Source organism: Rhodococcus sp. NPDC003322, assembly GCF_053589555.1.
Genome location: NZ_JBSFSC010000004.1, coordinates 172,433 through 196,915, shown reverse-complemented (window position 1 = coordinate 196,915; position 24,483 = coordinate 172,433). Strand labels below are relative to the sequence as shown.

Annotated in this window: 23 protein-coding genes and 1 tRNA gene; 7 read left to right on the top strand and 17 right to left on the bottom strand. The window is 70.8% G+C overall.

From position 1 onward, the window contains the following. Nucleotides 1-34 precede the first annotated feature (34 nt). The 3 genes from ACWDUM_RS17110 to ACWDUM_RS17100 all read right to left on the bottom strand — a co-directional run bounded on the left by ACWDUM_RS17110 (nucleotide 35) and on the right by ACWDUM_RS17100 (nucleotide 4,153). Nucleotides 35-2,677, bottom strand: a complete 2,643-nt coding sequence (locus tag ACWDUM_RS17110; RefSeq protein ID WP_450134880.1) for a LuxR C-terminal-related transcriptional regulator — start codon at nucleotides 2,675-2,677, stop codon at nucleotides 35-37. Between the two features lie 24 nt (nucleotides 2,678-2,701). After that, a complete protein-coding gene (locus ACWDUM_RS17105) occupies nucleotides 2,702-2,911 on the bottom strand; it encodes a hypothetical protein (protein ID WP_450112656.1) in 210 nt (69 codons plus the stop codon). A gap of 219 nt (nucleotides 2,912-3,130) precedes the next feature. Further along, the gene (locus ACWDUM_RS17100; RefSeq protein WP_450135194.1) at nucleotides 3,131-4,153 is read right to left on the bottom strand and encodes a CobW family GTP-binding protein; all 1,023 of its coding nucleotides are present in this window, start codon (nucleotides 4,151-4,153) and stop codon (nucleotides 3,131-3,133) included. Between the two features lie 228 nt (nucleotides 4,154-4,381). On the opposite strand from ACWDUM_RS17100, the gene ACWDUM_RS17095 reads away from it, so the two are divergent. Further along, a complete protein-coding gene (locus tag ACWDUM_RS17095) occupies nucleotides 4,382-5,062 on the top strand; it encodes a hypothetical protein (RefSeq protein ID WP_450112655.1) in 681 nt (226 codons plus the stop codon). Between the two features lie 100 nt (nucleotides 5,063-5,162). On the opposite strand, the gene ACWDUM_RS17090 is transcribed toward ACWDUM_RS17095, so the two are convergent. Further along, on the bottom strand, nucleotides 5,163-6,371 hold the full coding sequence (locus ACWDUM_RS17090; protein WP_450134879.1) for an N-acetylmuramoyl-L-alanine amidase: 1,209 nt from the start codon (nucleotides 6,369-6,371) through the stop codon (nucleotides 5,163-5,165). 223 nt (nucleotides 6,372-6,594) lie between these two features. Next, a complete protein-coding gene (locus tag ACWDUM_RS17085) occupies nucleotides 6,595-7,644 on the bottom strand; it encodes a type III polyketide synthase (protein ID WP_450134878.1) in 1,050 nt (349 codons plus the stop codon). A 183-nt stretch (nucleotides 7,645-7,827) separates the two neighbouring features. Here ACWDUM_RS17085 and ACWDUM_RS17080 point away from each other — a divergent pair, with 183 nt between their 5' ends. The 3 genes from ACWDUM_RS17080 to ACWDUM_RS17070 are packed head-to-tail and all read left to right on the top strand — an operon-like array spanning nucleotide 7,828 to nucleotide 11,322. Continuing rightward, nucleotides 7,828-9,117, top strand: coding sequence for a glycosyltransferase (locus ACWDUM_RS17080; RefSeq protein ID WP_450134877.1), 1,290 nt, complete (start codon nucleotides 7,828-7,830; stop codon nucleotides 9,115-9,117). Nucleotides 9,118-9,157: 40 nt separating this feature from the next. Further along, a complete protein-coding gene (locus ACWDUM_RS17075) occupies nucleotides 9,158-9,832 on the top strand; it encodes a YceI family protein (RefSeq protein ID WP_450134876.1) in 675 nt (224 codons plus the stop codon). Next, nucleotides 9,733-11,322: a bifunctional 3-(3-hydroxy-phenyl)propionate/3-hydroxycinnamic acid hydroxylase gene (locus tag ACWDUM_RS17070; protein ID WP_450134875.1), complete on the top strand. Its 1,590-nt coding sequence runs from the start codon at nucleotides 9,733-9,735 to the stop codon at nucleotides 11,320-11,322. Before ACWDUM_RS17075 ends, ACWDUM_RS17070 begins: the two co-directional genes overlap by 100 nt. A gap of 152 nt (nucleotides 11,323-11,474) precedes the next feature. Here the strand turns inward: ACWDUM_RS17070 and ACWDUM_RS17065 are convergent, their stop codons facing one another. Both ACWDUM_RS17065 and ACWDUM_RS17060 read right to left on the bottom strand, forming a co-directional pair. Next, on the bottom strand, nucleotides 11,475-12,380 hold the full coding sequence (locus ACWDUM_RS17065) for an SDR family NAD(P)-dependent oxidoreductase (protein ID WP_450134874.1): 906 nt from the start codon (nucleotides 12,378-12,380) through the stop codon (nucleotides 11,475-11,477). A gap of 171 nt (nucleotides 12,381-12,551) precedes the next feature. Beyond that, nucleotides 12,552-12,827: a MarR family winged helix-turn-helix transcriptional regulator gene (locus ACWDUM_RS17060; protein ID WP_450134873.1), complete on the bottom strand. Its 276-nt coding sequence runs from the start codon at nucleotides 12,825-12,827 to the stop codon at nucleotides 12,552-12,554. A 34-nt stretch (nucleotides 12,828-12,861) separates the two neighbouring features. Between ACWDUM_RS17060 and ACWDUM_RS17055 the strand changes: the two genes are divergently transcribed. Then, complete coding sequence (locus ACWDUM_RS17055) at nucleotides 12,862-13,164, top strand: helix-turn-helix domain-containing protein (protein WP_450134872.1); 303 nt, start codon at nucleotides 12,862-12,864, stop codon at nucleotides 13,162-13,164. A gap of 107 nt (nucleotides 13,165-13,271) precedes the next feature. Here ACWDUM_RS17055 and ACWDUM_RS17050 read toward each other — a convergent pair. The 3 genes from ACWDUM_RS17050 to ACWDUM_RS17040 all read right to left on the bottom strand — a co-directional run bounded on the left by ACWDUM_RS17050 (nucleotide 13,272) and on the right by ACWDUM_RS17040 (nucleotide 14,832). Beyond that, nucleotides 13,272-13,344: transfer RNA gene (locus ACWDUM_RS17050), tRNA-Ala, on the bottom strand. 204 nt (nucleotides 13,345-13,548) lie between these two features. Then, on the bottom strand, nucleotides 13,549-14,295 hold the full coding sequence (locus ACWDUM_RS17045; protein WP_450134871.1) for a DsbA family protein: 747 nt from the start codon (nucleotides 14,293-14,295) through the stop codon (nucleotides 13,549-13,551). A 48-nt stretch (nucleotides 14,296-14,343) separates the two neighbouring features. Then, entirely contained in the window at nucleotides 14,344-14,832 is a 489-nt protein-coding gene (locus ACWDUM_RS17040; RefSeq protein ID WP_450135193.1) for a MauE/DoxX family redox-associated membrane protein, read from the bottom strand. An 82-nt stretch (nucleotides 14,833-14,914) separates the two neighbouring features. Between ACWDUM_RS17040 and ACWDUM_RS17035 the strand changes: the two genes are divergently transcribed. Beyond that, on the top strand, nucleotides 14,915-15,694 hold the full coding sequence (locus ACWDUM_RS17035; protein WP_450134870.1) for a VIT1/CCC1 transporter family protein: 780 nt from the start codon (nucleotides 14,915-14,917) through the stop codon (nucleotides 15,692-15,694). Here ACWDUM_RS17035 and ACWDUM_RS17030 read toward each other — a convergent pair. From ACWDUM_RS17030 to ACWDUM_RS17000, 7 genes are all read right to left on the bottom strand, one after another. Continuing rightward, the gene (locus ACWDUM_RS17030) at nucleotides 15,611-16,909 is read right to left on the bottom strand and encodes an MFS transporter (protein ID WP_450116729.1); all 1,299 of its coding nucleotides are present in this window, start codon (nucleotides 16,907-16,909) and stop codon (nucleotides 15,611-15,613) included. The two genes, ACWDUM_RS17035 and ACWDUM_RS17030, sit on opposite strands and share 84 nt — an antisense overlap. Nucleotides 16,910-16,929: 20 nt before the next feature. Continuing rightward, nucleotides 16,930-18,573, bottom strand: a complete 1,644-nt coding sequence (gene pgm / locus ACWDUM_RS17025) for a phosphoglucomutase (alpha-D-glucose-1,6-bisphosphate-dependent) (protein WP_450134869.1) — start codon at nucleotides 18,571-18,573, stop codon at nucleotides 16,930-16,932. Between the two features lie 52 nt (nucleotides 18,574-18,625). Continuing rightward, nucleotides 18,626-19,072 carry a hypothetical protein gene (locus ACWDUM_RS17020; RefSeq protein WP_450134868.1) on the bottom strand — a complete coding sequence of 149 codons (447 nt, stop codon included), beginning with the start codon at nucleotides 19,070-19,072 and terminating at the stop codon, nucleotides 18,626-18,628. An 88-nt stretch (nucleotides 19,073-19,160) separates the two neighbouring features. Continuing rightward, the gene (gene crcB, locus ACWDUM_RS17015) at nucleotides 19,161-19,529 is read right to left on the bottom strand and encodes a fluoride efflux transporter CrcB (protein ID WP_450116726.1); all 369 of its coding nucleotides are present in this window, start codon (nucleotides 19,527-19,529) and stop codon (nucleotides 19,161-19,163) included. Continuing rightward, nucleotides 19,526-19,903 carry a DUF190 domain-containing protein gene (locus ACWDUM_RS17010; RefSeq protein WP_450134867.1) on the bottom strand — a complete coding sequence of 126 codons (378 nt, stop codon included), beginning with the start codon at nucleotides 19,901-19,903 and terminating at the stop codon, nucleotides 19,526-19,528. Before ACWDUM_RS17010 ends, crcB (ACWDUM_RS17015) begins: the two co-directional genes overlap by 4 nt. A 1-nt stretch (nucleotide 19,904) precedes the next feature. Beyond that, nucleotides 19,905-20,315, bottom strand: a complete 411-nt coding sequence (gene crcB, locus ACWDUM_RS17005) for a fluoride efflux transporter CrcB (RefSeq protein WP_450116724.1) — start codon at nucleotides 20,313-20,315, stop codon at nucleotides 19,905-19,907. Further along, entirely contained in the window at nucleotides 20,315-21,013 is a 699-nt protein-coding gene (locus tag ACWDUM_RS17000) for an LON peptidase substrate-binding domain-containing protein (RefSeq protein WP_450134866.1), read from the bottom strand. The genes crcB (ACWDUM_RS17005) and ACWDUM_RS17000 overlap by 1 nt, the downstream gene beginning before the upstream one ends. A gap of 72 nt (nucleotides 21,014-21,085) precedes the next feature. Here ACWDUM_RS17000 and ACWDUM_RS16995 point away from each other — a divergent pair, with 72 nt between their 5' ends. Next, nucleotides 21,086-24,355: an arabinosyltransferase domain-containing protein gene (locus tag ACWDUM_RS16995; RefSeq protein WP_450134865.1), complete on the top strand. Its 3,270-nt coding sequence runs from the start codon at nucleotides 21,086-21,088 to the stop codon at nucleotides 24,353-24,355. Nucleotides 24,356-24,483 lie beyond the last annotated feature (128 nt).

Here is a 24,483-nt window from a genome sequence, read left to right as displayed (position 1 = left end):
CGGTGATCGGTCCGTCCCTGTCGGGGCGGACCGATCACCCGGCCGAGGACTCGGTGCCCTGCAGGACGGACGCCAGCTCGCCGCGGGTGGCGACACCGGCCTTCTGCGCCGCGCGGTACAGGTGGCCCTCGATCGTCCGGACCGACAGGGTGAGTTTCTCGGCGATCTCCCGATTCGACATGCCGCGCGCCACCAGGGTGACGATCTCGCGCTGCCGCGAAGTCAGCGGGACCGGCTGTGCCGCGGCACGCAGAGCCGGGGTGTCGGCCCGTCCGCAGGCATCGGCGAGACGGCGGGCGGTGGCCAGCGCCGTCAGGGCCGAGCCACGTCGTCCCCGCCGGGCATACAGCGCCGCTGCCTGTGCGGACGAGTCGGCGGCGGCCAGCAGGTCGCCGGCCGACTCGTAGCGCGCGGACACGTCCGTCAGCGCATCCGGATCGTGCCGCGCGAACGCGGCGGCCCAGCCGGCCGCGAGAGCCACTCGTGGCCCCTCCACGATCCGTTCGAGTTCCGCCAGCCGCGAGTCACCACCGGGGTCCCCGAACTGGGTCGCGGTCTGCAGCAGCAGCACTTCCTGAGCCACCCTGCCGGCCCGGCGCGCGTCGTCGGCGGCGTCACGAACGATGGTTCGTGCCGCACCGACCTCACCGCCCGCGGCCGCCACCCATGCCCGCGCGAGCGCCATCATCGGCCGCCAGGTGGCGAAATCGGTTCCCCAGAAGCCGGGAACCGTTCGATACGCGTCGCCGGCGGCGGCGGCGTGCCCGCGCATCCCCTCGACCATCGCGAGACCGAGGAAGCCGTGCACCTGGACGCTGGTGGTCCGCGCACCATCGATCCGGGTCGGTGCCGTTTGCGATTCGGCGCGCGCCACCGCCTCACGGAAGTGCCCGGCAGCCTCGTTCAGTCGGCCTGCGTGAAGCCTGACCATGCCGAGTGCGCTGGACACGATCGCGGTGGCGTGCCCGGGATGGTCGAGCAGGTGGTCGAGCAACCCGTCGGCGACCCGGAACGCCTCGGCGTGCCTGCCGGACAGCGACAACCCGAACGACTCGAGAAGTCCGAGTCCGAACCGCAGGTTCGACGCATCGAACGCCCGGTCGGCGAGAAGGTATCCCTCACGAGCAACGTTCGCCAGCTCCGCGATCCGACCCAGGTCCGTGAGTGCGATGACACGCGCCCACACCGCCATCATCGTCAACAGCCCCGACCGCGGCGGGCTGCTCAGCACACCGCGGGCGATCTGCTCCGCCAGCTGCGGGCGACCGAGACCCGCGGCCGTCGATGCGATCAGCGCCAGGTGACCGACACGGGCGTCGTCGTCGGGCAGATCGGATTCCGCCTCCGACAGCAGACGAGCGGCTTCCTCGGGGCGGCCGAGCACCCACAGCATGTTGGCCACCCTCAGCGCGGTGATCTGCCAGCGTTCCGCCGGACCGGCTGCCGAACGAAAGAGCAGCGCCGCAACGGTTTCCGCGGCAGGACCGTACTCCAGCGTCCCCAGCGCCAGACAGTGCAGGAGCCGTGCGCTGCGGCCCGCCCCGCCGCCGAGCGCGGCGCGCACGAGCTGCTCGGCCAGGAACGGATCCGTCAGCGCGAACGCCGCCTCCGCGGCCTGTTCGAGAAGGACCCGGTCGGGCTCGAGATCCGACTCGACGAGCAGTGTCGCCCGCCGTACCAGGTTTCGAGGCCCGCCCGGTTCGTCCGCGAGTACGACGGCGATCCGTCCACGCAGCCGCGCCAGTGCCAGCGACCCGGCGCGCGCCCGGCGCACGTCACCGAACAGCGGATGGGCGAGGCGCGCGGTCTTCCGGTCGGCGGTGACGGTGATCAGCTCGCAGGTCTGCGCCCGACAGACCGCCTCGGCGCCGCACACCCTGTTGAGGACGGCGACACCGAGCGGTTCGGCGACGGCCAGGCAGTCCAGCACCGTGCCCACCGGCGGCGCGAGCTGACCCATTCGAGCATCGATGAGATCGATCAGACCCGCAGTGGCCACGGGGGTACCGGACCAGATCCACACACCTTCGACCTCGGCCAGGCGGCCGGTCCTCAACTCGTCGGCGACGAGTTGGCGCAGGTACAGCGGATTGCCTCTGGTCAGCTCCCACATCACCTGTCCGCTGCTGGCGTCGAGGTGACCACCGAGCACCGTCTCGAGCAGCGACCTCGTCTCGATCGCGGACAGTGGCTGCAGTTCGAGGCGATCGAGCTGGGGTCCCCGCCACAGTGCGCTGATCGCGTCGGGACAGCGCTCACCGGTGCGGAACGTGAGCACCACAGTCGCCAGGCCCCGCACCGCGACCTGGTGCACGACATGCGCCGACAGCTCGTCCAGCAGATGCGCGTCGTCGACGACCAGCAGCGTCGGGGGCGAGCGGTCGGTCCCGCCGGCGATCGCGTCGATGACCGAACGGATCCGCCCGTGCGGGGTGTCCCCCACGATGTCGATGTCGGTGAACACTCCGAGCGGCAAGGTCCGCGCGGACGCCGTGGCCCGCAGCCACCGAACCCGGGTCCCCCGGGGCACCGTTGCCGCCGCGTCCGTCGCCAGGCGGGTCTTCCCGACACCCGCCGCGCCTGCGATCGCGACACCACGGGTACCGGGAGCGTGGAACGCGTCGCTGATCAGCCCGAGTTCCTCGGTGCGTCCGGTCAGCGGCCAGGCGCTGAACATGCCGGTATCGTACCGCCCAGTCTGTCACCGACTCCACGATCCTTCGCCGTTCTCACTGGTCAGCAGCGCGGCGAGCTTGGCTCGCGCGAGCCGCATGAAGGTCGGGAAGGCCCACGCGTCGACCCCCACCCGACGGGCGATCGCCGGGGCGTCGACACCGGCGTCCGACAACCGCAACGCGAGCGCGTACGGTTCCGGCAGCATCGCCAGTGCCCGCGCGCGGTCGACGGCCATCGGACTGCCGTCCGATCAGCCGAGCGTGCGGTCGGGACGAGCCCGGAGGCGGGTGCGCATCGTTCTCCCCCTTCGTCACGGCGGTCACCCATGCCGGCGACCACTCCGGTTGCCATCGTCCGGCCGCGACGGCCGTCGAGTGCGAGTGGTTGACTACCCCATCCCGGCCCTCGCCACACTCGCTGCCCCGACCGGAGTTTCCGGAAACCGATGCCCGGATCAGCCGCCGATCACGTACCGGTGCACCGCGGTCATCGCGTCGGCGGCGCCGGGCGTCGACGCCACGCAGGCCGCGAGACCGCGCTGCACGGCCTCTTCGTCGATTCCGGACCCGATCAGCACCAGCTCGGTTCCGCGTTCGTGTCCCCGCCGCCACGGCGCGCGGTCGAACCGGATGTGGCGCCCCACCGTCTGCAGCAGGTATCGCTGGGTGTGTCCCGGAATCCCGAAGTAGACAAAGCCTTTCACCCGGTACAGCCCGGCGGGCGGATCCTCGAGGAACCGCACCAGCGCCCGCGGCTCGATCGGCGCGGCGCTGGTGAACGTGACACTGCGGTACCGGTCGTGCAGATGCTCGTGGTCCCCGTCGCCGCACTGGTCCTCGACCAGCAGTTCGTCGAGGCTCATCTGCCGCGGTCCCTCGTCGACTCGCACGACCTCGTCGAACAGCAACCGGGAGTCCACCCGGCCGTGAGTCGTCTCCAGCACCGGCGAGCGGTCGTTCAGTGCGCCGACTCGGCCTCGCAGGGCATCCACCGCGACGTCGTCGATCAGGTCGGTCTTGTTCAACACCAGCAGATCCGCCATCCGCACGTGCAGATCCAGTTCGGGGTGCCGTCGCCGGGTGTCGTCGAACTCGGCGGCATCGACCACGACGACCAGTCCCCCGTAACCGATGCGCGGGTTCTCGCTGCCGAGGATCATCCGCACCATGTTGCGGGGCTCGGCGAGGCCACTCGCCTCGACGACGATGACGTCGATGTCCGCCCGGGTGAGCCGATCGAGCATCGCGTCCATCTCCCCGACGTCGACCGCACAGCACAGGCAGCCGTTGCTCAGGGACACCGTCGAGTCCACCTGCCCGGCGACCATCATCGCGTCGATGTTGACGGAGCCGAAATCGTTGACGATCACCCCGATCCGCACCCCGTGGTCACCCCGGAGCAGATTGTTGAGCAGGCTCGTCTTCCCGGAGCCGAGGAACCCGGCGACGAGCACCACCGGAACCAGCCGCCGCACCACCGTCACCCCACACCCTTCGCGTTCACCGCCGTCGATTCCTGCGCCATGCTAGTGAATCTCGTTAAGGCCGCGTAAACATCGAGTTTCGCAGACCGTCCGGTCGGTGGTTCCGGTCACATCCGCAGGTCTGAGCGTTGCGGACACCCTCGGGTCACGATGTAATAACGGCGCCTCTCGGCAGTTCACCTCCCTCGCGACAGCGGGGCTCACAGGGCGGGAAAGATGACAATGAAGCGTACTGCGACCGTGATCGGCGCTCTCGGACTGACGCTCGGCCTCGGCGCCGGATTCGCCACCGCGGAACCGGTCACGGAACCGGCCGAGGTCTCCACCGGGTCCACCGTGATCGACACCATCGAGCGGGCCGCGACCGCGGAGGACGCCGCGGGCGCCATCCAGACCGCCGCCGGCGAGATCACGGTCAAGGCCCTGCGCGAGTGCGGACTCGGTGCGCTGATCGGCACCGCCACCGACGAGGCGACGGTGAAGAACGTCGGCGTCTTCGTCAGTGCCGTGAGCAAGCGCATCCTCGCGATCACCAACGGCCCGGCCGCCGTGATCTCCGTCGTCGCGGGTGGCTGCGTCGAGCGCTCGCTGCTCGCCTTCGACGTCAACTCCGGCTCCGCCAAGATGGGCGGTTCGGTCGCGTCACTGGCACTGGGCGGCCTCCTCGGCACGGGCTCCCTCGCCGCCGCGTCCAGCGATTCGGGTTCCGCCGATCTCGGACTCGAAGGCTGGTTCGACGAACTGCTCGGCGCCGGCTCCTCCGACACCGCGTCCGCGGACTCCGCCTCGTCCGACACCGCGTCCGCGGACTCGGCCTCCGCTTCGGGACTGCTCGACTCGGGCTCACTCGAGGCCAGCGCTCCGGTCTCGGACGCGCTCCTCGCCGGAGCCGCCGGCGCCTGATCCACGCGCCGCGCCGTAACCGACGAGGGCCGGACACCGCAACGGTGTCCGGCCCTCGTCGTGGTTACGGGTGGACGTCGGAGCTCGCGACGACCTCGGCTCAGCCGAGCACCTTGAGCAACACTCCAAGCAGGTCCGCGAACACCCCGAGGTTCGCGGTGTCGGCGAGGTTCTGCAGGCCGTCGAGACCGAAGGTGGACAGCAGCGTCTGCAACGCCGCCAGCCCCTGGGTGACGACAGTCGCCGGCGACGACTCGCCCGACGGCGCCTTGGTGGTCGCCGGGGTCGCGGTGGTGGTCGACGACGTCGCGGTGGTGGTCGGACTCGACGTTGCCGGCGTCGACGTCGCCGGAACGCTGGTCGTCGCTGTCGCCGGCTCGGCGGTTGCCGCTGCCGCGGGTGCCGCGGTTGTCGTGGGAGCCGCGGTCGTCGTGGGAGCCGCACTCGTCGGCGTCGTGACGGTTGCCTGCGCCGCCGGGGTCGCGGTCCCGCTCACGCCCATCAGATAGTCGACCGCGCCGACGATGATCGCGACGGCGTGCTTGAGCCGGCCGTCCTGGCTGTCCAGGACGGCGGCGTCGTCCGGGTTGGATCCGTTGCCCATCTCCACGAATGCGAGCGGCACGGTGGTCAGCGCGGGTCCGGCGATGTCGCTGCGGCTCTGGATGCCGTCGACGACACCGGCGTAGTTCGCCGGCGCGAATCCGCCCTTGACGTAGGCGTCCCGGATCGCGTGCGAGGCCGCCAGGCCCGGGCCGGACTGGACCTCGTCGACCTTCTCGTCGGGGATCGGCAGCGTCGGCACGATCAGATGGAAGCCGTGCTTCGTGTCGTCCTCCCCCGCGGCCGTCGAGTCGGCGTGGATGCTCACCGCGAGATCGGCGCCGGACGCGCTGGCGGCGCGGGCTCGCTCGTCGACGCAGCCTCCCCAGCCGGAGTCGTCCTGGCGGCTGAGTTCGACCGTGGCGCCGAGCTTCTCGAGTCCCGCCTTGACGAGTTGGGAGACGTCCCAGGTGATGGTGTGCTCGGGGGTTCCGCCGAGACTCGTCATGCCGGTGGTCTGGCAGTCCTTGGTGCCGCCGCGGCCGTCGTCCACCTGCCGCGCGAGGTTCTCTCTGTGGTTCGTGCCCTGATGGCCCGGGTCGAGGAAGACCTTCTTGCCGACGAGCGGGGTCGGTGACGCACCGGTCTCCGCGACCGCCTCCGCCGCCGCGGCGTCCCCGCTCGGGTCGGCGAGTGCCGTGACCGGGAGCAGAAGGGTGGTCAGGGCAACGGCGGAGATCGCGGCGCCGGACTTCCAGGTGGTCATCTTCATAGGCTTCGACGGACGCACGGCCGGGCGGATCCCGGGGCGCCGCTCTCCTTCCAGCGGGGCAGGCGGAACTGTCACATCAGTCCCTCTTGTCACAAGCGGACCAAGTGAAACATCCGACACGCCCCGACGGGAGGGTTCGGCACCCGCGCAGCGCGAACCGTTGACGTTCTGTGACCTCCCGTTGACGCGCCGAGCCGGCCCCGCCCGCCCGGCGGCGTCAGATGTGGAACAGCATCGTCTCCGCCGTCAGCCCCGGCCCGAAGGCCATCGCGCAGCCGGTGCCGGTCGGGCCGCCGTCACGGGCCCGCTTCATGATCTCGGCGAGCACGAACAGCACGGTCGCCGACGACATGTTGCCGTAGTTGTCGAGCACGTGACGGGAGGCGGACAGCGCGTCCGGCGCCAGCCCGATCGCGTCCTCCACCGCGTCGAGGATCGATCGGCCACCCGGATGCACGGCCCACAGGTCGATCGACTCCCGGTCCGCCCCCGCCAGAATCTCCTTCAGGGTGGGTTCGTCGAGTGCGCGCGCAAGGGTGCCGGGCACCTTCCCGGAGAGCACCATGTCGAACCCGATGTCGCCGATCCGCCAGGTGATCAGCTCGGGCGAGCCCGGCACCATGACGGCCTTGAAGGAATCCATTGCGATGCCCTCCTCGTCCGCGCTGACCAGCACGGCGGCACAGCCGTCGCCGAAGACGAGGAACGAGAGCATGGTCTCGAGCGACTCCGACCGCTGCAGGTGCAGCGAACACAGTTCCAGGCTGACCACCAGCACGCGAGCGCTCGGCTCGGACCGGACGATGTGGTGGGCGAGCTTGAGGCCGTTGATCCCCGCGAGGCAGCCCATGAACCCGATCTGGGTCCGCTCCACCGACGGGCTGATGCCACAACTCTTGATGAGCTCGAAGTCGATTCCGGGCGAGTAGAAGCCGGTGCAGGTGATCACGATCAGGTGGGTGATCTCCGCCGCGCGGTCACCGAGTTCCAGCCCCTCGACCGCACGGACCGCCAGACCCGGTGCGCTCCTCTCGAATTCGATCATCCGGGTCTCGGTGTCCACCGAGTTCGGGTCGTCCCCGTAGAAGGTCTCGGGCGAGCCGATGCCCGCCCACCGGTGCGAGATCTGGGACCGTTCCGCCATTCTCCGGAACAGCAGTTGCTTGCGCCGCTCCGTGAAAGTGCCGTCGGCAAAGTCGACGAATGCCTGGTGCACATCGTGTTCGGGCACGACGGTGCTGATCCGGTTGATGAACGCAGTGGTCATGAGGGGGCACTCCGGGAGGGATGAGAGTGGGAGGAATCGAGAGACGGCCCAGGGTGCGGTCGTTGAACCCTTGACGATCGAGAAGTTAGCCCACCCTCAACGCCGGCGCAAGGGGTACGTTTGGCGGCCGATCCCCCACACCACTCTCGACACCCCTGGTGACCCGCCCCCGAAAGGACCTGTGTGGCTTCGATTCTGCTGTGCAGCGCACCCCTGACCGGCCACGTCCAGCCGATGCTCGCGATCGGCAGGCGGCTCGTGCGGGACGGCTGCGACGTCGCGATCCTCACCGGACGCAGGTTCGAGGACCGGGCGGAGCGCGCCGGGATCCGGTTCTTGCCACTGCCCCCGACCTGCGACTACGACGAATCCGCCCTCGACGAGCGGTTTCCCGGCCGTCGGCGCCGGCCGGCGTTCCTGCGTTCCCTCTTCGACGCCGAGCGAATGTTCGCGGCGCTGGCCGCCGACCAGTACCGCGCGGTCGTCGACGCGGTCGAACGCGAGGGCGCCGACACCGTGATCGCCGAGAATCTCTTCATGGGCGCCCTCCCCCTCGTCGGAACGAAACCGGACGGTCGCCCAAATGTGTTCGCGGTCTGCACATCTCCCCTGATGGCCACGAGCATCGACACCGCACCGTTCGGCCCGGGACTGCCGCCCTCGACCGGTCGGCTCGGTCGACTCCGCAATCGCGCACTCAACGCCGGCGCCCGCGGTGTCGTGATGCGGCGCGCCCAGGGGATCGCGGCCACACAGACCCGCCGGGCGACCGGCGCGGATCCGGCGTGCTTCCTGCTCGACTGGCCTCTCCTCGCCGACGACGTGTTCGTGCTGACCACACCGGGATTCGAGTATCCGCGAACCGATATCGGCGGCCGGATCAGCTTCGTCGGACCGATCCTTCCCGCCGCTCCCGAGGACAGTCCGGCACCGCCCTGGTGGTCTCGGCTCGACACGGACCGACCGGTCGTGTTGATCACCCAGGGCACCCTGGACAACCACGACCTGAGCACACTGATCGAGCCCGCGATCGACGCCCTGACCGGAACCGATGCCCTGCTCGTGGTCACCACCGGGGGCCGCCCGGTCGAGACCGTCCGCCGGACGTCCCCGAATCTGATCGTCACCGAGTTCGTGCCGTTCGACCTGCTGCTTCCCCACGTCGACGTGATGGTGACCAACGGCGGTTGGGGCGGTGTGCATTTCGCACTCTCCCACGGCACCCCGCTCGTCGTCGCGGGCAGCACCGAGGACAAGGCCGAGATCGGGGCGCGCGTCGCCCGATCCGGGGCCGGTATCCGGATTCGTGCCGGTTCCCCCTCGCCTGCCGCGATCCGGCGTGCGGTCGACACCGTCCTGCGTACTCCCGGTTACCGTAACCGGGCTTGCACACTCGCCGACGAATTGGCGAATCTCGATGCCGCCGAACTGATCTCATGTCGGGTTCGACGGACCGCTCGGTACGAAACATAGCGCCCCACGGGGCACCCGCCATGCGCTAGGTTTCTCGCTCATGCGCAAACGTCTGTGGTGGATCCTCGGTTCGGTGGTCGTGGTGGCGGCGCTCGCCATCGGCGTCGGGCCGTGGGCCTACGCGAAGTTCCTGCACGGCGACCAGCCCGATGCACTGGGACTGTCGGGCACGTCGGAAGGCGGGTCCGGGTCACTCGACGGCGAGTGGACCGTGCAACCGACCTCGGCGGCCGGATACGAGGTCTGGGAGACGCTCAACGGACAGCGGGTCTTCGTGCGCGGCCAGACGTCGACCGTGAACGGCACGGCGACCGTGCAGGATTCGAAGCTGACCACCGGAACCGTCGAGGTCGACGTCGCCAGCATCGCCACCGACAACGGCCGCCGCGACTCGTACTTCGACATGTTCGTCATGAACACCGGCAGCTTCCCGAAGGCCACCTTCGAGGTGACCGAGCCGGTGGACCTCGCGGCCGTGCCGGAAGACGGTCGGGCGGTGTCGGTTCCGGTGACGGGGAAGCTGACCCTGCGCGGTCAGAGCCGAGAGGTGACAACCGATTTCGACATCCGGCGGTCGGGCGAGACGCTCGAGACCGCGGGCGCCGTCGACGTCGCGTGGTCCGACTACCAGGTTCAGAAGCCGACAACCTTCCCGAACATCGTGGTCGAGGACGCCGGCCAGGTGCAGTTCTCGATCGTGCTGAGCCGGTCCTGATTCCCGCGTCCGCCACCGGCGTCCTCGTCGTCGGAGCCGGCCCCACCGGGCTGACCGCCGCCACACTGCTGGCCCGGCGCGGCGTCGACTGTGTCGTCGTCGAGCGGCATCGCGAGCCGTATCCGCTGCCGAGGGCCGTGCACCTGGACGACGAGGTGCTGCGGATCGCGCAGGCCGCCGGGTCCGCCGAGGACGTCGCGGCCGTGTGCCGGCCCGCGCTCGGCATGCGACTGGTCGATCCGGCCCTGCGCACCCTCGTCGAGATCCGGCGTGACCGGGACGTCGGCGTGCACGGCTGGCCGGAAACCAACATGTTCGACCAGCCCGACCTCGAACGGGTCCTCCGGACGCACCTCACCCGGCACCCGCAGGCCACGCTGCTCACCGGCCACGAGGTCGTGTCGGTGCTGGCTCGACCGGCGGGCGGCGCCGAGGTGACCGTCCGCGACCTCGGTGACGGTCGGAGCCGCACCGTCGGCGCACGCCACGTCCTCGCCTGCGACGGCGCGAACAGCCCACTGCGCAGGCAGATCGGCTCGCGCATGCGCGATCTCGGGTTCGACCAGCACTGGCTGGTGGTGGACGTCCGGGCCGCCCGCGCGGTGGAGCTGTGGCCGGGCGTGCACCAGATCTGCGGCGGCGAACGGTCCGGAACGTACATGCAGATCGGCGAGGACCGGTACCGCTGGGAGTTCCGGCTGCCCACCGCCGAAGCCGTCGACGAGGACGCCGTGCGCGGTCGTCTGGACCCGTGGTTCCCGACGGGCGAGTACACGGTGCTGCGCAGCACCGTGTACTCGCACCGCGCCGCGGTCGCCGACACCTGGCGCCGCGGGCCGGTGTTCCTGCTCGGCGATGCCGCGCACCAGACGCCCCCGTTCATCGGGCAGGGGCTCGGCGCCGGGCAGCGCGACGCGATGAATCTGGCGTGGAAGATCGCCCTGGTACACGCGGGTGACGCCGACGAGTGCCTGCTCGACACCTACCAGCCGGAGCGCCGGGCACACGTCACCCAGGCGATCCGCGGCGCGGTCCTCGTCGGCCGGGTGATGTCGGCTCCGCCGCTGCCCGCCGCCCACGCCGTGCTCCGCGGCGCCGCCCGGCTGCCGGACCCGGATCCTCTCGCCCGACGGTTCCTCTCCCCCCGGCTCCGCGGCAGCGCGTTGACGCCGCGGGCCCTCACGATCGTGCGCTCCCCGATCGGCATGCCGGTTCCACAGTGGGTGCTGTCCGACGGCCGCCGCTCGGACGAACTGCTGGGCCCCGGGTTCGCGCTCGTCGGGACCGCCGAAGACGGCCCGCTCGAGGCTCTCACCCGTGAGGTCGACGCACGGCGGGTGCCGGCCGCCGCGGCCCCGGACGCGGCGACGTGGCTGGGCCGGCATCGACTGCGCGCCGCCCTGGTCCGGCCGGACCGGGTGGTGCTGGCAACCGTCGATCGATACGGCCGGTTCCGGGGCCCGCGCACGCTACGGACCCGACCTCTGTGACGGCGCGGTCCTGCCCCCGGCTCCGTCGAAGCCGGCAGCCGGACACGTGCGCGTCACGCCGCCGGACGCGACCATCATCTCGATGTCGTCGCGGTCCTCGACGCCGTCGATGACGCTTGCCCGCCATCGCAGAGCCGGCCGAGTTCTCCACCTCAGCGGACGTGGTCGGCGGTGAGGCGCTCGACGGCCTCCCACAGCTGCCGTTCCCGCTCCGGGTCGTAGGACTCGTCGGAGGACCTGGCCGCGGCCGCACGGTCGACGTAGCCGCCGGTGGTTGCGGGCGTGTTCCCGAGGGCGGCGTCAGCGAGGTGACGGCCCGCAGCCTCGAGGCCGGTGGCCATCGGGGTGAAGGCCAGCAGCGGCATCACGCGGCGCACCGCGAACCGGGCGAGGGGTCCGGCGTCGCGGGCGAGGTCGGTTCCGGGAACGAAACCGGGGTTGAAGCCGACGACGTCCACGCCCCGAGGGAGCCGTCGGGCGTACTCGTGCACGAGGTGAATCGCCGCGAGCTTGCTGGTCGAATAGGCGGTCCGGCCCGCGGCCGTCGAGTCCGGGGCGGGGAACGCCCGCACCCGCGCCAACTCCTCCGGCGCCCGCCACATCGGGGCCGGAACCATGCCCAAGTTGTGCCGGAAGTCGCCGAAGTGCGTGTCACTGACGGTGACCACGATCCGTGACGGCGCCGCGAGACGGTCCTGGAGACGGCGGACGAGGACGTGGTTGGCGAGGACGTTGACCGCGAACGTCGCCTCGAATCCCTCTGCGGTCTCCGTGGTGTCGTCGGTGTGCTGCAACCCGGCGTTGGCGACCAGGAGACGCAGCGGCGGCAACACCCCGGCGTCCACCCTGCGCGTGATCTCGTCCGCCGCGATCCGGACGCCACGCAGCGAGGTCAGATCCGTCGGGATCGACACCACCGTCCTGCCGCCACGGCTCAGCCGGGTGGCGACCTCGATTCCGCCGGGATCGCGTGCCGGCAGCACCAGCACCGCCTCGGGCGCGCCGGCGAGAATCCGCTCCACCGCGACCCGGCCGATGCCTCGGGTCGCTCCTGTCATGACGACGGTGTAGGCCACAGCACCCCTCAGATCGCGCGGGACTCACTGGTACCGAAGAAGTCCCGAAAGTGAAACATCCGGCACAACCCAACGGGAGAGTTCGCGCACGGTGTGCACCGAACCGTCGACGTTCTGTGACAGACCCCGAAGGACATGCCTCGGGGTGGTATGTCACCGGTCGGGCACCATCCGTCCCAGCAGCTCCAGAAAGACCCTCTGCTCCGTGGGTGCAAGCGGCGCCAGGAACTCGGACTGGACGCCGTCGAGCACGACGTCCAGTCTCTCCAGCCGCGCACGTCCCCGCTCGGTGAGTGAGACGATCTTGCGACGCCCGTCCGCAGGATCGGGCGTGCGGGTGGCACACCCGGCAGTGCAGAGGACGTCCAGGCCCGCCGTGACGTCGCTGCGGTCGATCCCCGTCAGCCGGCCGACGTCGGCCTTCGGCATCCTCGCGGAGCACCGGCTGTCCGAACCCGAATGGGTGGCGCTGCGACTGACGACCCAGTTCGACGGCAACGGCGATCTGGCGGGGTTCGTCCGCGCCGCGGCGCCACTGCCCCACATCGAGGCGGTGCTGTCCGGACTCACCCAACGTGGACTGATCGCCGACGACCGGCTCACCGACGACGGGCGGACACTGGTCACCCGCATCGGCACCCGAACAACCGAACTCACTCGGCCGATCTGGACCGGGCTCGACGCCGCCGACACCGCGGCCGCCGAGCGCGTGCTCAACGAGGTCCTGCACCGGTCCCGCGCCCTGCTGTCGAAGGCGACGGCCTGAGCGGACCGACATCACTCGACAGATCCGAGCGGGAAGACAACCGCGGGTACGGAAACGAAACGACGAGGGTCGACTTCCGTTCGGAAGTCGACCCTCGTCGTTTTCTGTGGAGCTAAGGGGACTCGAACCCCTGACCCCCACACTGCCAGTGTGGTGCGCTACCAGCTGCGCCATAGCCCCGTGTTCTGTTGTTCACCCGGTCTCCCGGGCCTCGCGGGAGTGTCTCGGCCGTTTCGGGCCGTTCCGCTCTCGCCTGGAAAAAGTTACACCACCATCGGTCAGCGCAACAAATCGGCTGGTAAATCGCGGTTTCCCGCCGAAAAGCCGGACGCCGGGACCGCCACCCGAGGGGTGAGGCGATCCCGGCGTCCGTGACTCGTCGGATCAGTTCAGCTTCGCCACCCAGTTCGGGTCGCCGAGCGCGTCGATCGCGGTGCCGTCCACGATGACCGCCGGGGTGCCCGCCGCACCGGTGGCGGCGAGGGCCTGCCGGCCGGTCTGGGCGGCCGCGGTCGCCTGCTCGACCTTCGCGCCGTCGGAGATGCACGTCACCGACTGGTCGTCCGCCCCCGAATCCTTCGCGATCTGCGCGAGATCGGCGTTGCTGTGGTCGGTCTTGCCGTTCTCGGCGGGCTGGTTGTCCGGCGAGAACAGTGCGCCGTGGAACGCGGAGAACGCGATCGCGTTGCCGCTGTCGGCGACGCACATCAACGCGCCGGCCGCACGGGAGGAGTAGTCACCGCTCGCCGAGAGCCGGTTCAGGAAGTCCAGCGTGTGGTACCGCACCGCCAGCTGACCCTCGTCGATCTTCTGCGCGATCTCCTGGCCGTTGGTGTGCTCGAGTTGCGCGCAGTACGGGCACATCGGGTCCTCGAACAGGTCGATCGTCGTCCGGGCGTCGGGCAGGCCCAGCCGGACCACGCCCTCCGCGTCGGTGGTCACCTGCACCGCCGAGTTCGACACCCCGCCGTAGCCTTCGTTGCGGGGCTTGCTGCGGTTGGCGCTCCACAGCACACCGGCGATGACGACCACGGCGATCACCAGCACCGCCAGTCCCCCGAGGATGTACGTCGATCGGCTCGAGGTCGGCTGCGGGGCAGCCTTGACGGGCTTGACCTTCTTCGTGCTCACAGGTGCGGTCCTCCGGTCCGGATAGTCCGAGTTCAGATTTTTCGGAACTTACCCTGCCATCTCCGTCTGAGCGCGCACTGAGAGGCGTGCACTCGACCCCGGCCCGAGCGCGACCGGGCTTCGTGGGAACGCGATCAACCACACCGACAACGCCAGGAACCCGATATCCCGGGCGATCTCCCGGGCGTAGTCCCAGCCGTCGACGTCGGCCACACCGCCGCCACCGAAGCAACCGCAGTCGATGGACAATCCGCGCGCCCACACCGAGATGATCACCGAGATCAGCACCACCAGCATCGCGGCGGACGCGATCGCCGTCCCCCGCACGGCCAGTCCGATCAGCAGCAGCAGGCCCAACGCGATCTCGAACATCGGCATCACGGCCGCGACGGGCCGGACCAGATCCTCGGGCAGCAACTGGTAGGCGCGCACCGCAACGACCGTCTGGGTCGGGTCCGCGAGCTTGATGCCTCCGGAGATCAGCCACACCGCCGCCAGACCCAGCCGGGCCAGCAGGCTGACGACGGGCCTCCACACCTCTGCGCGATTCCACACGTCTCTCACGGTACCGACGGCGCGCGTCTCTCACCCGCGCTCGCTGCACGCGTAGATTCAGGCCATGGATGATGCGCCCGTCCCGCGTCCGGCGAAGCCGGGGCTTCCACACCCCGGCAATCCGGGCCTTCCGCACGGCGCGCTCCCGCACGAATTCGACCACAAGCACGCCAACGTCGCGGGCGGCTGGCTCCGCGCGGCGGCGTTCGGCGCGATGGACGGCCTGGTGACGAACACCTCACTGCTCGCCGGTGTCGGCGGCGCCGGGCTCGGTGCCCACGAGATCGTGCTGAGCGGCATCGCCGGACTGGCCGCGGGCGCGTTCTCGATGGCGCTCGGTGAGTACGCGTCCGTGTCCACCGCGAACCAGCAGATCGACGCCGAGGTGAAGGTGGAGACGCGGGCGCAGCGCAAGCACCCGGTCTCCGAGCAGACCGAACTGGTGGGCACCTTCGTCGACATGGGCATGAGCGAGGAGACAGCGCGGGTCGCAGCCGCGGAAGTGCACCGCGATGCCGAGCAGGCGGTGACGATCCACCTGACCCACGAACTGGGCGTCGACCCGACCGAGAAGCCGTCCCCGCTGGTGGCGGGGGCGTCGTCGTTCCTGATGTTCGCGATCGGCGCGATCATTCCGCTGATCCCCTACCTGCTCGGGTTCGAGTCGCTGGTGGCGGGCCTGACGGTCGGCTGTGCGGGCCTGCTGCTGGTCGGCGCGACCACATCGCACCTGACGTCGCAGCCGAGGGTGCGCGGCGCGCTACGGCAACTGCTGTTCGGTCTCATCGCGGTCGGTGCCACGTACCTGGTCGGTCTGCTCGTCGGTGTCGGCGTTCCGGCCTGACCCGGCCCGCACTGCCGCCGCTGAACGCGGCGCCGCCAGCAGCCACGCCGCGATCGCGGGCAGCGTGAGTGCCCCGGTGACCGCGAACGCCGTCCCGTAGGACAGCTGCTCCGCGAGGACACCGGCGACGAGCGGCCCGACGACCGACCCGACGTCGGACGCCATCTGGAAGGCGGCGAGCACGGGCCCGCCGCGGGCCTTGGACCCGACCACGTCGGCGACCGCGGCCTGCTGCGCGGGATTCATCAGGCCCGACCCGACACCGGCGATGGCGGACAGCGCGAACAGCACCCACAGGTTCGGGCTGAATCCGAGTCCGGCGGTGCACAGCCCGCTGACGACCAGTCCCGCGAGCACGAACGGGCGCCTGCCGTGGAGGTCGGAGAGCCGGCCGGCCTGGATCTGGACGAGTGCGTTGCCGACCGCGAACACCGTCAGCGCGATGCCGGCGTACCCGTCGCTCGCGTGCAGTGCCTGCACCACGAACAGCGGCACCAGCGCGACCCGCACCCCGAACACGGCCCAGCCGTTGGCGAAATTCGACAGCAGCGCCGCCCGGTACACCGGCTCGCGCACGGCCTCCCGGAAGGACATGGTGACCGCGTCCGATGCCTTCTCGGGGGCTGCCAGCGCCGAACCCTTGAGCCGGAAGTACACGACCGCCGCAGCGATCAGCAGGGCGAGCGCGTAGATGAGGAACGGCACGCGCAGGCCGAACCCGACGAGGGCGGCACCGACGAGCGGTCCGCCGATGCTGCCGAACAGGAACGACGTGGCGTACAGGCCGGAGACGCGGCCGCGAATGTGCGGCGGGGCGATCCGGATCAGCAGACCGAAGGCGGAGACGGTGAACATGGTCGAGCCGATGCCGCCGAGTCCACGGAAGACCAACAGCTGCCAGTAGTTCGACGCGAAGGCCACCGCAGCGGTCGAGGCGGCGACGATCAGCAAACCGGTCAGGTAGGTGGGCCGCTCCCCCATCCGCTGCACCAGTGATCCGCTGACCGGAGCGAACACCAGCCGCATGAAGGCGAACGACGAGATCACCACGGTGGCGGCGAACGCCCCGACCCCGAAGCTGACCGCGAACTGCGGCAGCGCAGGCGCGACGATGCCGAAACCGAGGGCGATGACGAAGCTGGCGCTCACCAGCACCCAGATCTCGCTCGGGAGCCGGGTGGACCGGGATTGCTGTTCGGGTTCGGCTGCAGTCATGACCGATCCACGCTAGTCCGTCAGCCGGTGACCCCCAGCGCCCGGGACACCAGCTCCCGCGCCGCGTCCTGCACCTGCCCGAGATGGTCCGCACCACGAAACGATTCGGCGTAGATCTTGTACTTGTCCTCGGTGCCCGACGGCCGGGCCGCGAACCAGGCGTTCTCGGTACACACCTTCAACCCGCCGAGCGGAGCGCCGTTGCCGGGCGCGGCGGTGAAGGTCGCGATGATCGGCTCGCCTGCGAGGGCGGTCGCGGTGACCGCGTCGGGTGTCAGCGCGGCCAGCGCCGCCTTCTGCACGCGGTCGGCCGGGGCGTCGACCCGCGCGTACACCGGATCGCCGTACCGGTCGGTGAGGTCGCGGTAGCGCTGCGACGGGGACGCACCGGTGACGGCGAGCACCTCGGACGCGAGCAGGGCCAGCGCGATGCCGTCCTTGTCGGTGGTCCACACCCGGCCGTCCCGGCGCAGGAACGATGCCCCCGCGCTCTCCTCGCCGCCGAAGCCCAGCTCCCCCGACAGCAGGCCGGGCACGAACCACTTGAACCCGACCGGCACCTCCACCAGCTCACGTCCCAGGCCCGCGACGACCCGATCGATCATCGAGGAGCTGACCAGCGTCTTGCCGACCTTCGCGCCCGCGTCCCACTCGGGACGGTGCGAGTACAGGTACTCGATCGCGACCGCGAGGTAGTGGTTCGGATTCATCAGACCCGCGTCGGGGGTGACGATGCCGTGCCGGTCCGAGTCCGCGTCGTTGCCGGTGGCGATGTCGTACCGGTCGCGGGCACCGATCAGCGACGCCATCGCGTGCGGGGACGAGCAGTCCATCCGGATCTTGCCGTCGCTGTCGAGGGTCATGAACCGCCACGTCGCATCAACCAGCGGATTGACGACGGTCAGGTCGAGGCGGTGCCGCTCGGCGATCGCACCCCAGTAATCGACCGCGGCGCCGCCCATCGGATCCGCGCCGATCCGGATCCCGGCCGCCCGGATCGCGTCCAGGTCGACCAGGTGCGGCAGGTCGTCGACGTAGCTGCCCAGATAGTCGAACGGTCGCGCCACCGTCGCCAGCGCGGTCGCGAGGGGCACCCGCCGCACCCCGGCGAGGCCGGCGGCCAGCAGCTCGTTGGCCCGGTCCTGGATCACCGACGTCGCATCGGATCCGGCCGGGCCGCCGTGTGGCGGGTTGTACTTGAAACCGCCGTCGCGCGGCGGATTGTGCGACGGGGTGACGACGATGCCATCGGCGAGCGCGGACGACAGGTGGGCGTTGTGCCGGAGGATCGCGTGGCTCACGGCGGGAGTCGGGGTGTAGCGACCGGCCGCGTCGATCAGGACGTCGACGCCGTTGCCGCCGAGCACCTCCAGTGCGCTGGTCCACGCAGGCTCCGACAGGGCGTGGGTGTCGCGGCCCAGGTACAGCGGCCCGGTGTAGCCCTGACTCGCCCGGTACTCGACGATCGCCTGCGTGGTGGCCAGGATGTGCGCCTCGTTGAACGCGCCGTCGAGGCTCGATCCCCGGTGCCCGGACGTGCCGAACGCCACCCGCTGGTCGGGGTTCTCGGGATCCGGGGTGCGGCTGAAATAGGCCGTCACCAGCGCAGGAAGATCCTCGAGGTCCCGGGGCTGCGCGGGTTGTCCGGCTCGTTCGTGCGCCATGGTCCTCCTCGGGGACGGTGCTCGGTTGTCGTCGGTGCGGACGGGCCGCGCATCACACGGCCGCCCAGGACGCCCGGGGCACCCTAACCCAGCGCCGGACCAGACGCAGGGTCACCACCGGCAGCAGCGCCAGCATGGCGAACACCGCCGCCGCGCACAGCGCGGCACCGGCCAGTCGCACCGCGCCGACATCGGCCGGATGTCCGATCTCCTCGGTCGCGACCCCGATCGCGGGGACGAAGAGCAGGACCGCACCCGCAACCAGCGGCAGGGTGGATCCGCGCCGCGTCGTCAGCGCGGCCACGATCGCACCCGGGAGCATCACGACCGCGTAGATCATCACGATCGCGGCCGACCCACGCCATGACAGGTGCGGCGAACCCCCGGCGAGGAGAGTGGTCACCCGCATCAGCACCCGCGAGACGACCCCGACGAGAAGCCCCGCCACCACCGCCGCCGACACACCCCCGCCAACGGCACGGACCTTCGTCGATGTCATCTCACTCCCGGTCGGCCTTGGCGGCGTGGTCCATTCGCGCCCTGCGACGCCGGGGGCGATTCCATCACATCCGGGTCGCGCGTGCCGGTCATCCGACCATCGCGCCGGCCGCGGCGAACCCGAGGACGGCCGCGCCCATCCCGGCCACCACGTTCAGCACGACATTCGCGACGGCGTAGAGCCGTGCCCGATCCTCGAACAGCCGCACCGTCTCGTAGCCGAAGGTGCTGAACGTGGTCAGCGCGCCGCAGAAACCGGTGCCGACCAGGGTCCACAGCGCGCTGTCGTGGGCGGTTGCGGCGCCGGCGAGCCCGCCGAGGATCAGCGATCCGATCACGTTGACACTGAGCGTCCCCCACGGGAACGCGCTGTCGTGACGGGACTGGACCGCGCGGTCGAGGAGAAAACGTGCGGGGGCCCCGACCGCCCCGCCGAGCAGGACCAGCAGAACCGTCACGCCCGATCGCTCACATGTACTCGCTCGACCCGGTCGAGTGTGACGGTCGCCGAGGTCAGCAGTTCGGCGACGCCCTCCAGGAACCCGCGTATCCGCGACTCCTCGTCGACGATCACCACCAGCACCGGAAGCCCGTCCGCGAGGTCGAGCAGTCGGGTGGTGTGAATGTGCGAGGACGCGCCGTAGCCCTCGATGCCCCGCCAGACACTGGCACCGGCGAGGCCGGCGTCCCGGGCCCGGCGCACGATCTCCTGGTACTTGGGCTTGTGATGCCACAGGTCGTCGAGGCCGAGGATGATCGACAACCGCAGTTCCGGCCGGGATTCGATCGTGTGGGTGGGCGACGCTGCGGGAGTGGGCTCGTCGGCACGCATGTCAGGTTCCTTTCCCGACCCGGTCGCCGGCGACGACCCGGGTGATCCACAGTCCGGCCAGGACCGCGGCCAGTGCCGCGACCACCGAGCCCACCAGGTAGAAGAACGCCAGCGGAACGTGCCCGTCCGCGAACAGGCCGCGGACCTCGACCGCGTAGGTGGAGAAGGTGGTGAAGCCGCCGAGCACCCCCACACCGAGAAACGGCCGCAGCAGCCGGTGCGCGCTCCACACCTCGGTGACGAGCACCATCAGGATCCCGATCAGGAAGCACCCGGTCACGTTCGCGGTGGCCGTCGCCCACGGCAGCTGCCCGCCCTGCACCGGCATGGCCAGCGTCAGTCCGTATCGCGCGAGAGCACCGACCGCGCCCCCGGCCGCGACCGCCGCGACCACCGCCGTGTCACCGCGCATCACGCCTCCCGATCTGCACCACCCTGCCCAGTGAGCCGGAACCGCAGCGCGGCGACGACATCGGCGAGCGCATCCGCCAGCACGATCACCCGCTCGGCGGGCCCCGGCGCGGACAGCACTCGCAGTTTATCGATCGGACCCAGCGGCAGGGTCCGCGCGAGCGCGAAAGCGCGGGCGCCCGGATCGGCGGGCAATTCGTCCCAGTCCGGGTAACGCGGAGCCTGCCCGCCCTGTTCGCGGGCGAGGGCCGCGGTCACGTCGGTCAACTCGTCGATCCGAGCGGTCAGGATCGTGACGTGCGCCTCGGACGGGACCGAGGGCTCGTCCGGCCACACCCGCACGAGCGCCCGCGGGTACGGGTCGTCCGGCAGCCACTCGTCCACTCGGATCCGCTGCTCCCCGACGCACCCGAGCAGCAGACGCGCACCGGGCACGGGCCTGCACTGCACGATCCGGGCGACGGTGCCCACCCCGGTACGTTCGTCCCCGCCGCCGACCTCATGGCCGCGGGCGATGAGCACCACCCCGAACCGCAGCCGGTCCGGCGAGGCGGTGCAGTGGTCGACCATCGTCAGGTACCGCGGTTCGAACACCTGCAGCGGCAGCGTCTCGCCCGGGAGCAGCACCGTGCCCAGCGGAAACATCGGCAACTCCCCCGAGGCGCCGGCGCTGCCGTACCCACCTTCGTCCCACCACATCCGGTCAGGCTAACAAGGCCGGGACCTGCGGGTCTGCAGGCAAGCCGGGACGAGTCGTTAGCATTTCGAGACGTGACGGACACGAAGACGACTGCCGAACCCGCGCCACCGAGAATTCCGGCACCGCCCGCCGGACTGCGCGGACCGCGGCTGGTCGCAGCGGTCAGCGCACTGCTCGGCATCCTGCTGGCCGTCTCGATTCCGTTCCTACCCGTCCGCCAGACCGTCGCCTCGGTGAGCTGGCCGCAGGACGGCGCGACCACCGGTGTCACCGCGCCGCTGGTGTCCTACGCGCCGACCGATCTGGACGTCACGATCCCCTGCTCCGCCGTGTCGCAACTCGCCGACGCCGGCGGTGTCGTGGTGTCGACGTCCCCGGTCGGCGCCCCGGATGCCGAGCGGTACGGCCTGGTCGCGAAGGTCGTCACCGATTCCGACCCGCACCGTCTGGACGTGATCGTCCGCAACCGGGTGCTGCTGTCGAAGCCGGTGGGCGCCCTCGGCCCCGACTGCACGATCGCCGTGCACGCCGACGCCACCACCACCACAGTCCGCCAGAACTCCGTCACCACCGTCCTCGACGAGGACCTGCGGCCGCAGATGGTCGGGATCTTCTCGCAACTGGCCGGCCCCGCGCCGGACGGGTTGGCGGTGACCGCGCAGCTCGACACCCGCTTCACCACCTCCCCGACGCCGCTCAAGTTCGCCGCGATGGTGCTGACCGCGCTGGCGACCGCGGTGTCGCTGGTCGCGCTGCACCGCATCGACACCGCCGACGGCCGCCGCTCCCGGCGGATCCTGCCCGCCCGGTGGTGGTCGTTCACCCGCATCGACGCGCTGGTCGTCGGCACCCTCGCCGTCTGGCACGTGATCGGCGCGAACACCTCGGACGACGGTTACCAGCTCGGCATGGCCCGCGCCGCGGGCGAGGCCGGATACATGGCGAACTACTTCCGCTGGTTCGGCGTCCCCGAGGCCCCGTTCGGTACCCCGTTCTACGACGTCCTCGCCTGGATGACGCAGGTCTCCACGGCGAGCATCTGGATGCGACTGCCCGCGCTCGTTGCCGGCCTGGTCGGCTGGTGGCTGATCAGCCGGGAGGTCGCGCCGCGCCTCGGCGCCGCCGCCCGCGCGTCCCGAGGCCCGCTGTGGACCGGAGCGCTGGTGTTCCTGGCGTTCTGGCTGCCGTTCAACAACGGCCTGCGGCCCGAGCCGATCGTCGCGGTCGGGGTGCTCGCGACCTGGTGCTCGGTCGAGCGAGCCGTCGCGACGCGCCGCCTGCTGCCGGCCGCCGCGGCCATCCTGATCGGCGCGATCACCGTCACCGCGGGCCCGTCCGGCCTCATCTGTTTCGCCGCGCTGATCGCCGGGGCGAAACCGATCGCCCGGATCATCGCCGACCACGCGCGCAGTGTCTCGGGCGCCGGCTCCGCTCCGCTCCGCGTCGCGGCCGGTTACGCAGCCGTGCTGTTGCCGCTGATCGCGGCCGGGGTGTCGGTGCTGGCCCTGATTTTCGCGGACCAGACCCTCGCTGCCGTGCTCGAAATGCAGAAGGTGCACGCCATCGGCCCCGACGACCCCTGGTTCATGGAGTACCTGCGTTACCAGTGGCTGCTGCAGATCAGCGTCGACGGTTCGCTGTCGCGCAAGTTCGCCGTGTTCGCGATGATCCTGTCCCTGGTCACCGTGATCATCGCGATGCTGCGCCGCGGCGGGCAGATCCCCGGCACCGCCCAGGGGCCGACCCGACGCATCGTCGGCATCACCCTCGGCGCGATGGTGCTGATGATGTTCGCGCCGACCAAGTGGACCCACCACTTCGGCATCTACGCGGGCCTCGCCGCGTCGGTCGCGGTGGTCGCCGCGGTCGCGGTCACACCGGCCGTGCTGCGGTCGCGGCGCAACCGCGCCCTGTTCGCGGCGGCGGTCGCGTTCGCCGTCACCATGTCGTTCGTCAGCATCAACGGCTGGTGGTACGTGTCGAGCTACGGCGTGCCGTGGTGGGACAAGCCGCCGTCCGTCGCAGGCATCGGGTTCGCGACCCTGCTCCTCGGTGTCACTATGCTCCTGCTCGCGGTCGCGGCCTGGTACCACGTACACCCGACCGCGGACCGGCGCCGCGAACCCGGTCGGCTGTGGGCGATCTCGCCGCTGGCCGTCGCCGCGGCCGCAATGGTGCTGTTCGAGGTGCTCTCGCTTGCGAAGGGCGCGATCTCCCAGTACCCGGCGTACTCGATCGCGCGGTCCAACATCGACGCCCTCACCGGGAACAGCTGCGGTCTGGCGAACGACGTTCTGCTGGAGACCGACCCGAACGTCTCGACCCTCCGACCGCTGTCCGGCGACATCGCGGGGGCACTGGCCGCGGGCGGCGCGGACGGGTTCACCCCGAACGGTGTCGCCGCCGACCTCACCCCCGACGAGGAGGATCTGGCGGCGGGCACCGCGAACACCATCGACCGCACCGACGACACCGAATCCACCGCCGGAGCGGGCACCGCGGGCGGGTTCGGCGGCGAAGGCGTCAACGGGTCCACCGTGGCGTTGCCGTTCGGGCTCGACCCGGACACCACCCCGGTCCTCGGCAGCTACGGCGCCTCGGGCGCCGCGACCGTGACGACCGACTGGTACCGGCTCCCGGACCAGGACGCGTCCGGCTCGCGCGGCGACTTGATCTCCATCGCCGTCGCCGGGCGCGTGTACTCCGTCGACGCGGACGGCGTCGTCACCTACGGACAGCGACTCGACGTCGAGTACGGCGTCACCGAAGCCGGCGGTGTGCGCGCGCTCGGCGCGACCGGCCCGATCGACATCGGTCCGGTCCCGTCGTGGCGGAACCTGCGGGTGCCGCTCGACCGCCTCCCCGCCGAGGCGGACGTCGTGCGGATCGTCGCGGCCGACAACGACATCGCCGGCGACCAGTGGCTCGCGTTCACCCCGCCGCGGGTACCGCGGACGCAGACGCTGCAAGAGGTCGTCGGCACGCAGACGCCGGTCCTGCTGGACTGGATGGTCGGACTGAACTTCCCCTGCCAGGCCCAGATGCAGCACAGCAACGGTGTCGCGGAGGTGCCCGGCTTCCGGATCCTGCCCGACCGGAACGGCGCCATCACCACCGGACGCTGGCAGGACCACGCCGGCGGCGGACCGCTCGGCTGGACCGGCATGCTCCTCGGCGCCCGCACCATCCCGTCGTACCTCGCCCACGACTGGGACCGGGACTGGGGCTCGATCGAGCAGTTCGTCCCGATCGACAGGACCGCCGGACCGGCCCGCGTCGACACCGGCACGGTGACCCGATCCGGGACATGGACCACGGGGCCGATCAACACCGCCTACTGACGGTGCGGGCGTGCAGTGCGGCGGCTCCGCTGCGCTGCGCGCCCGTGCAACGGGCGTGCAGTGCGGCGGCTCCGCTGCGCTGCGCGCCCGTGCAACAAAGCGGCTCCGCTGCGCTGCGCGCCCGTGCG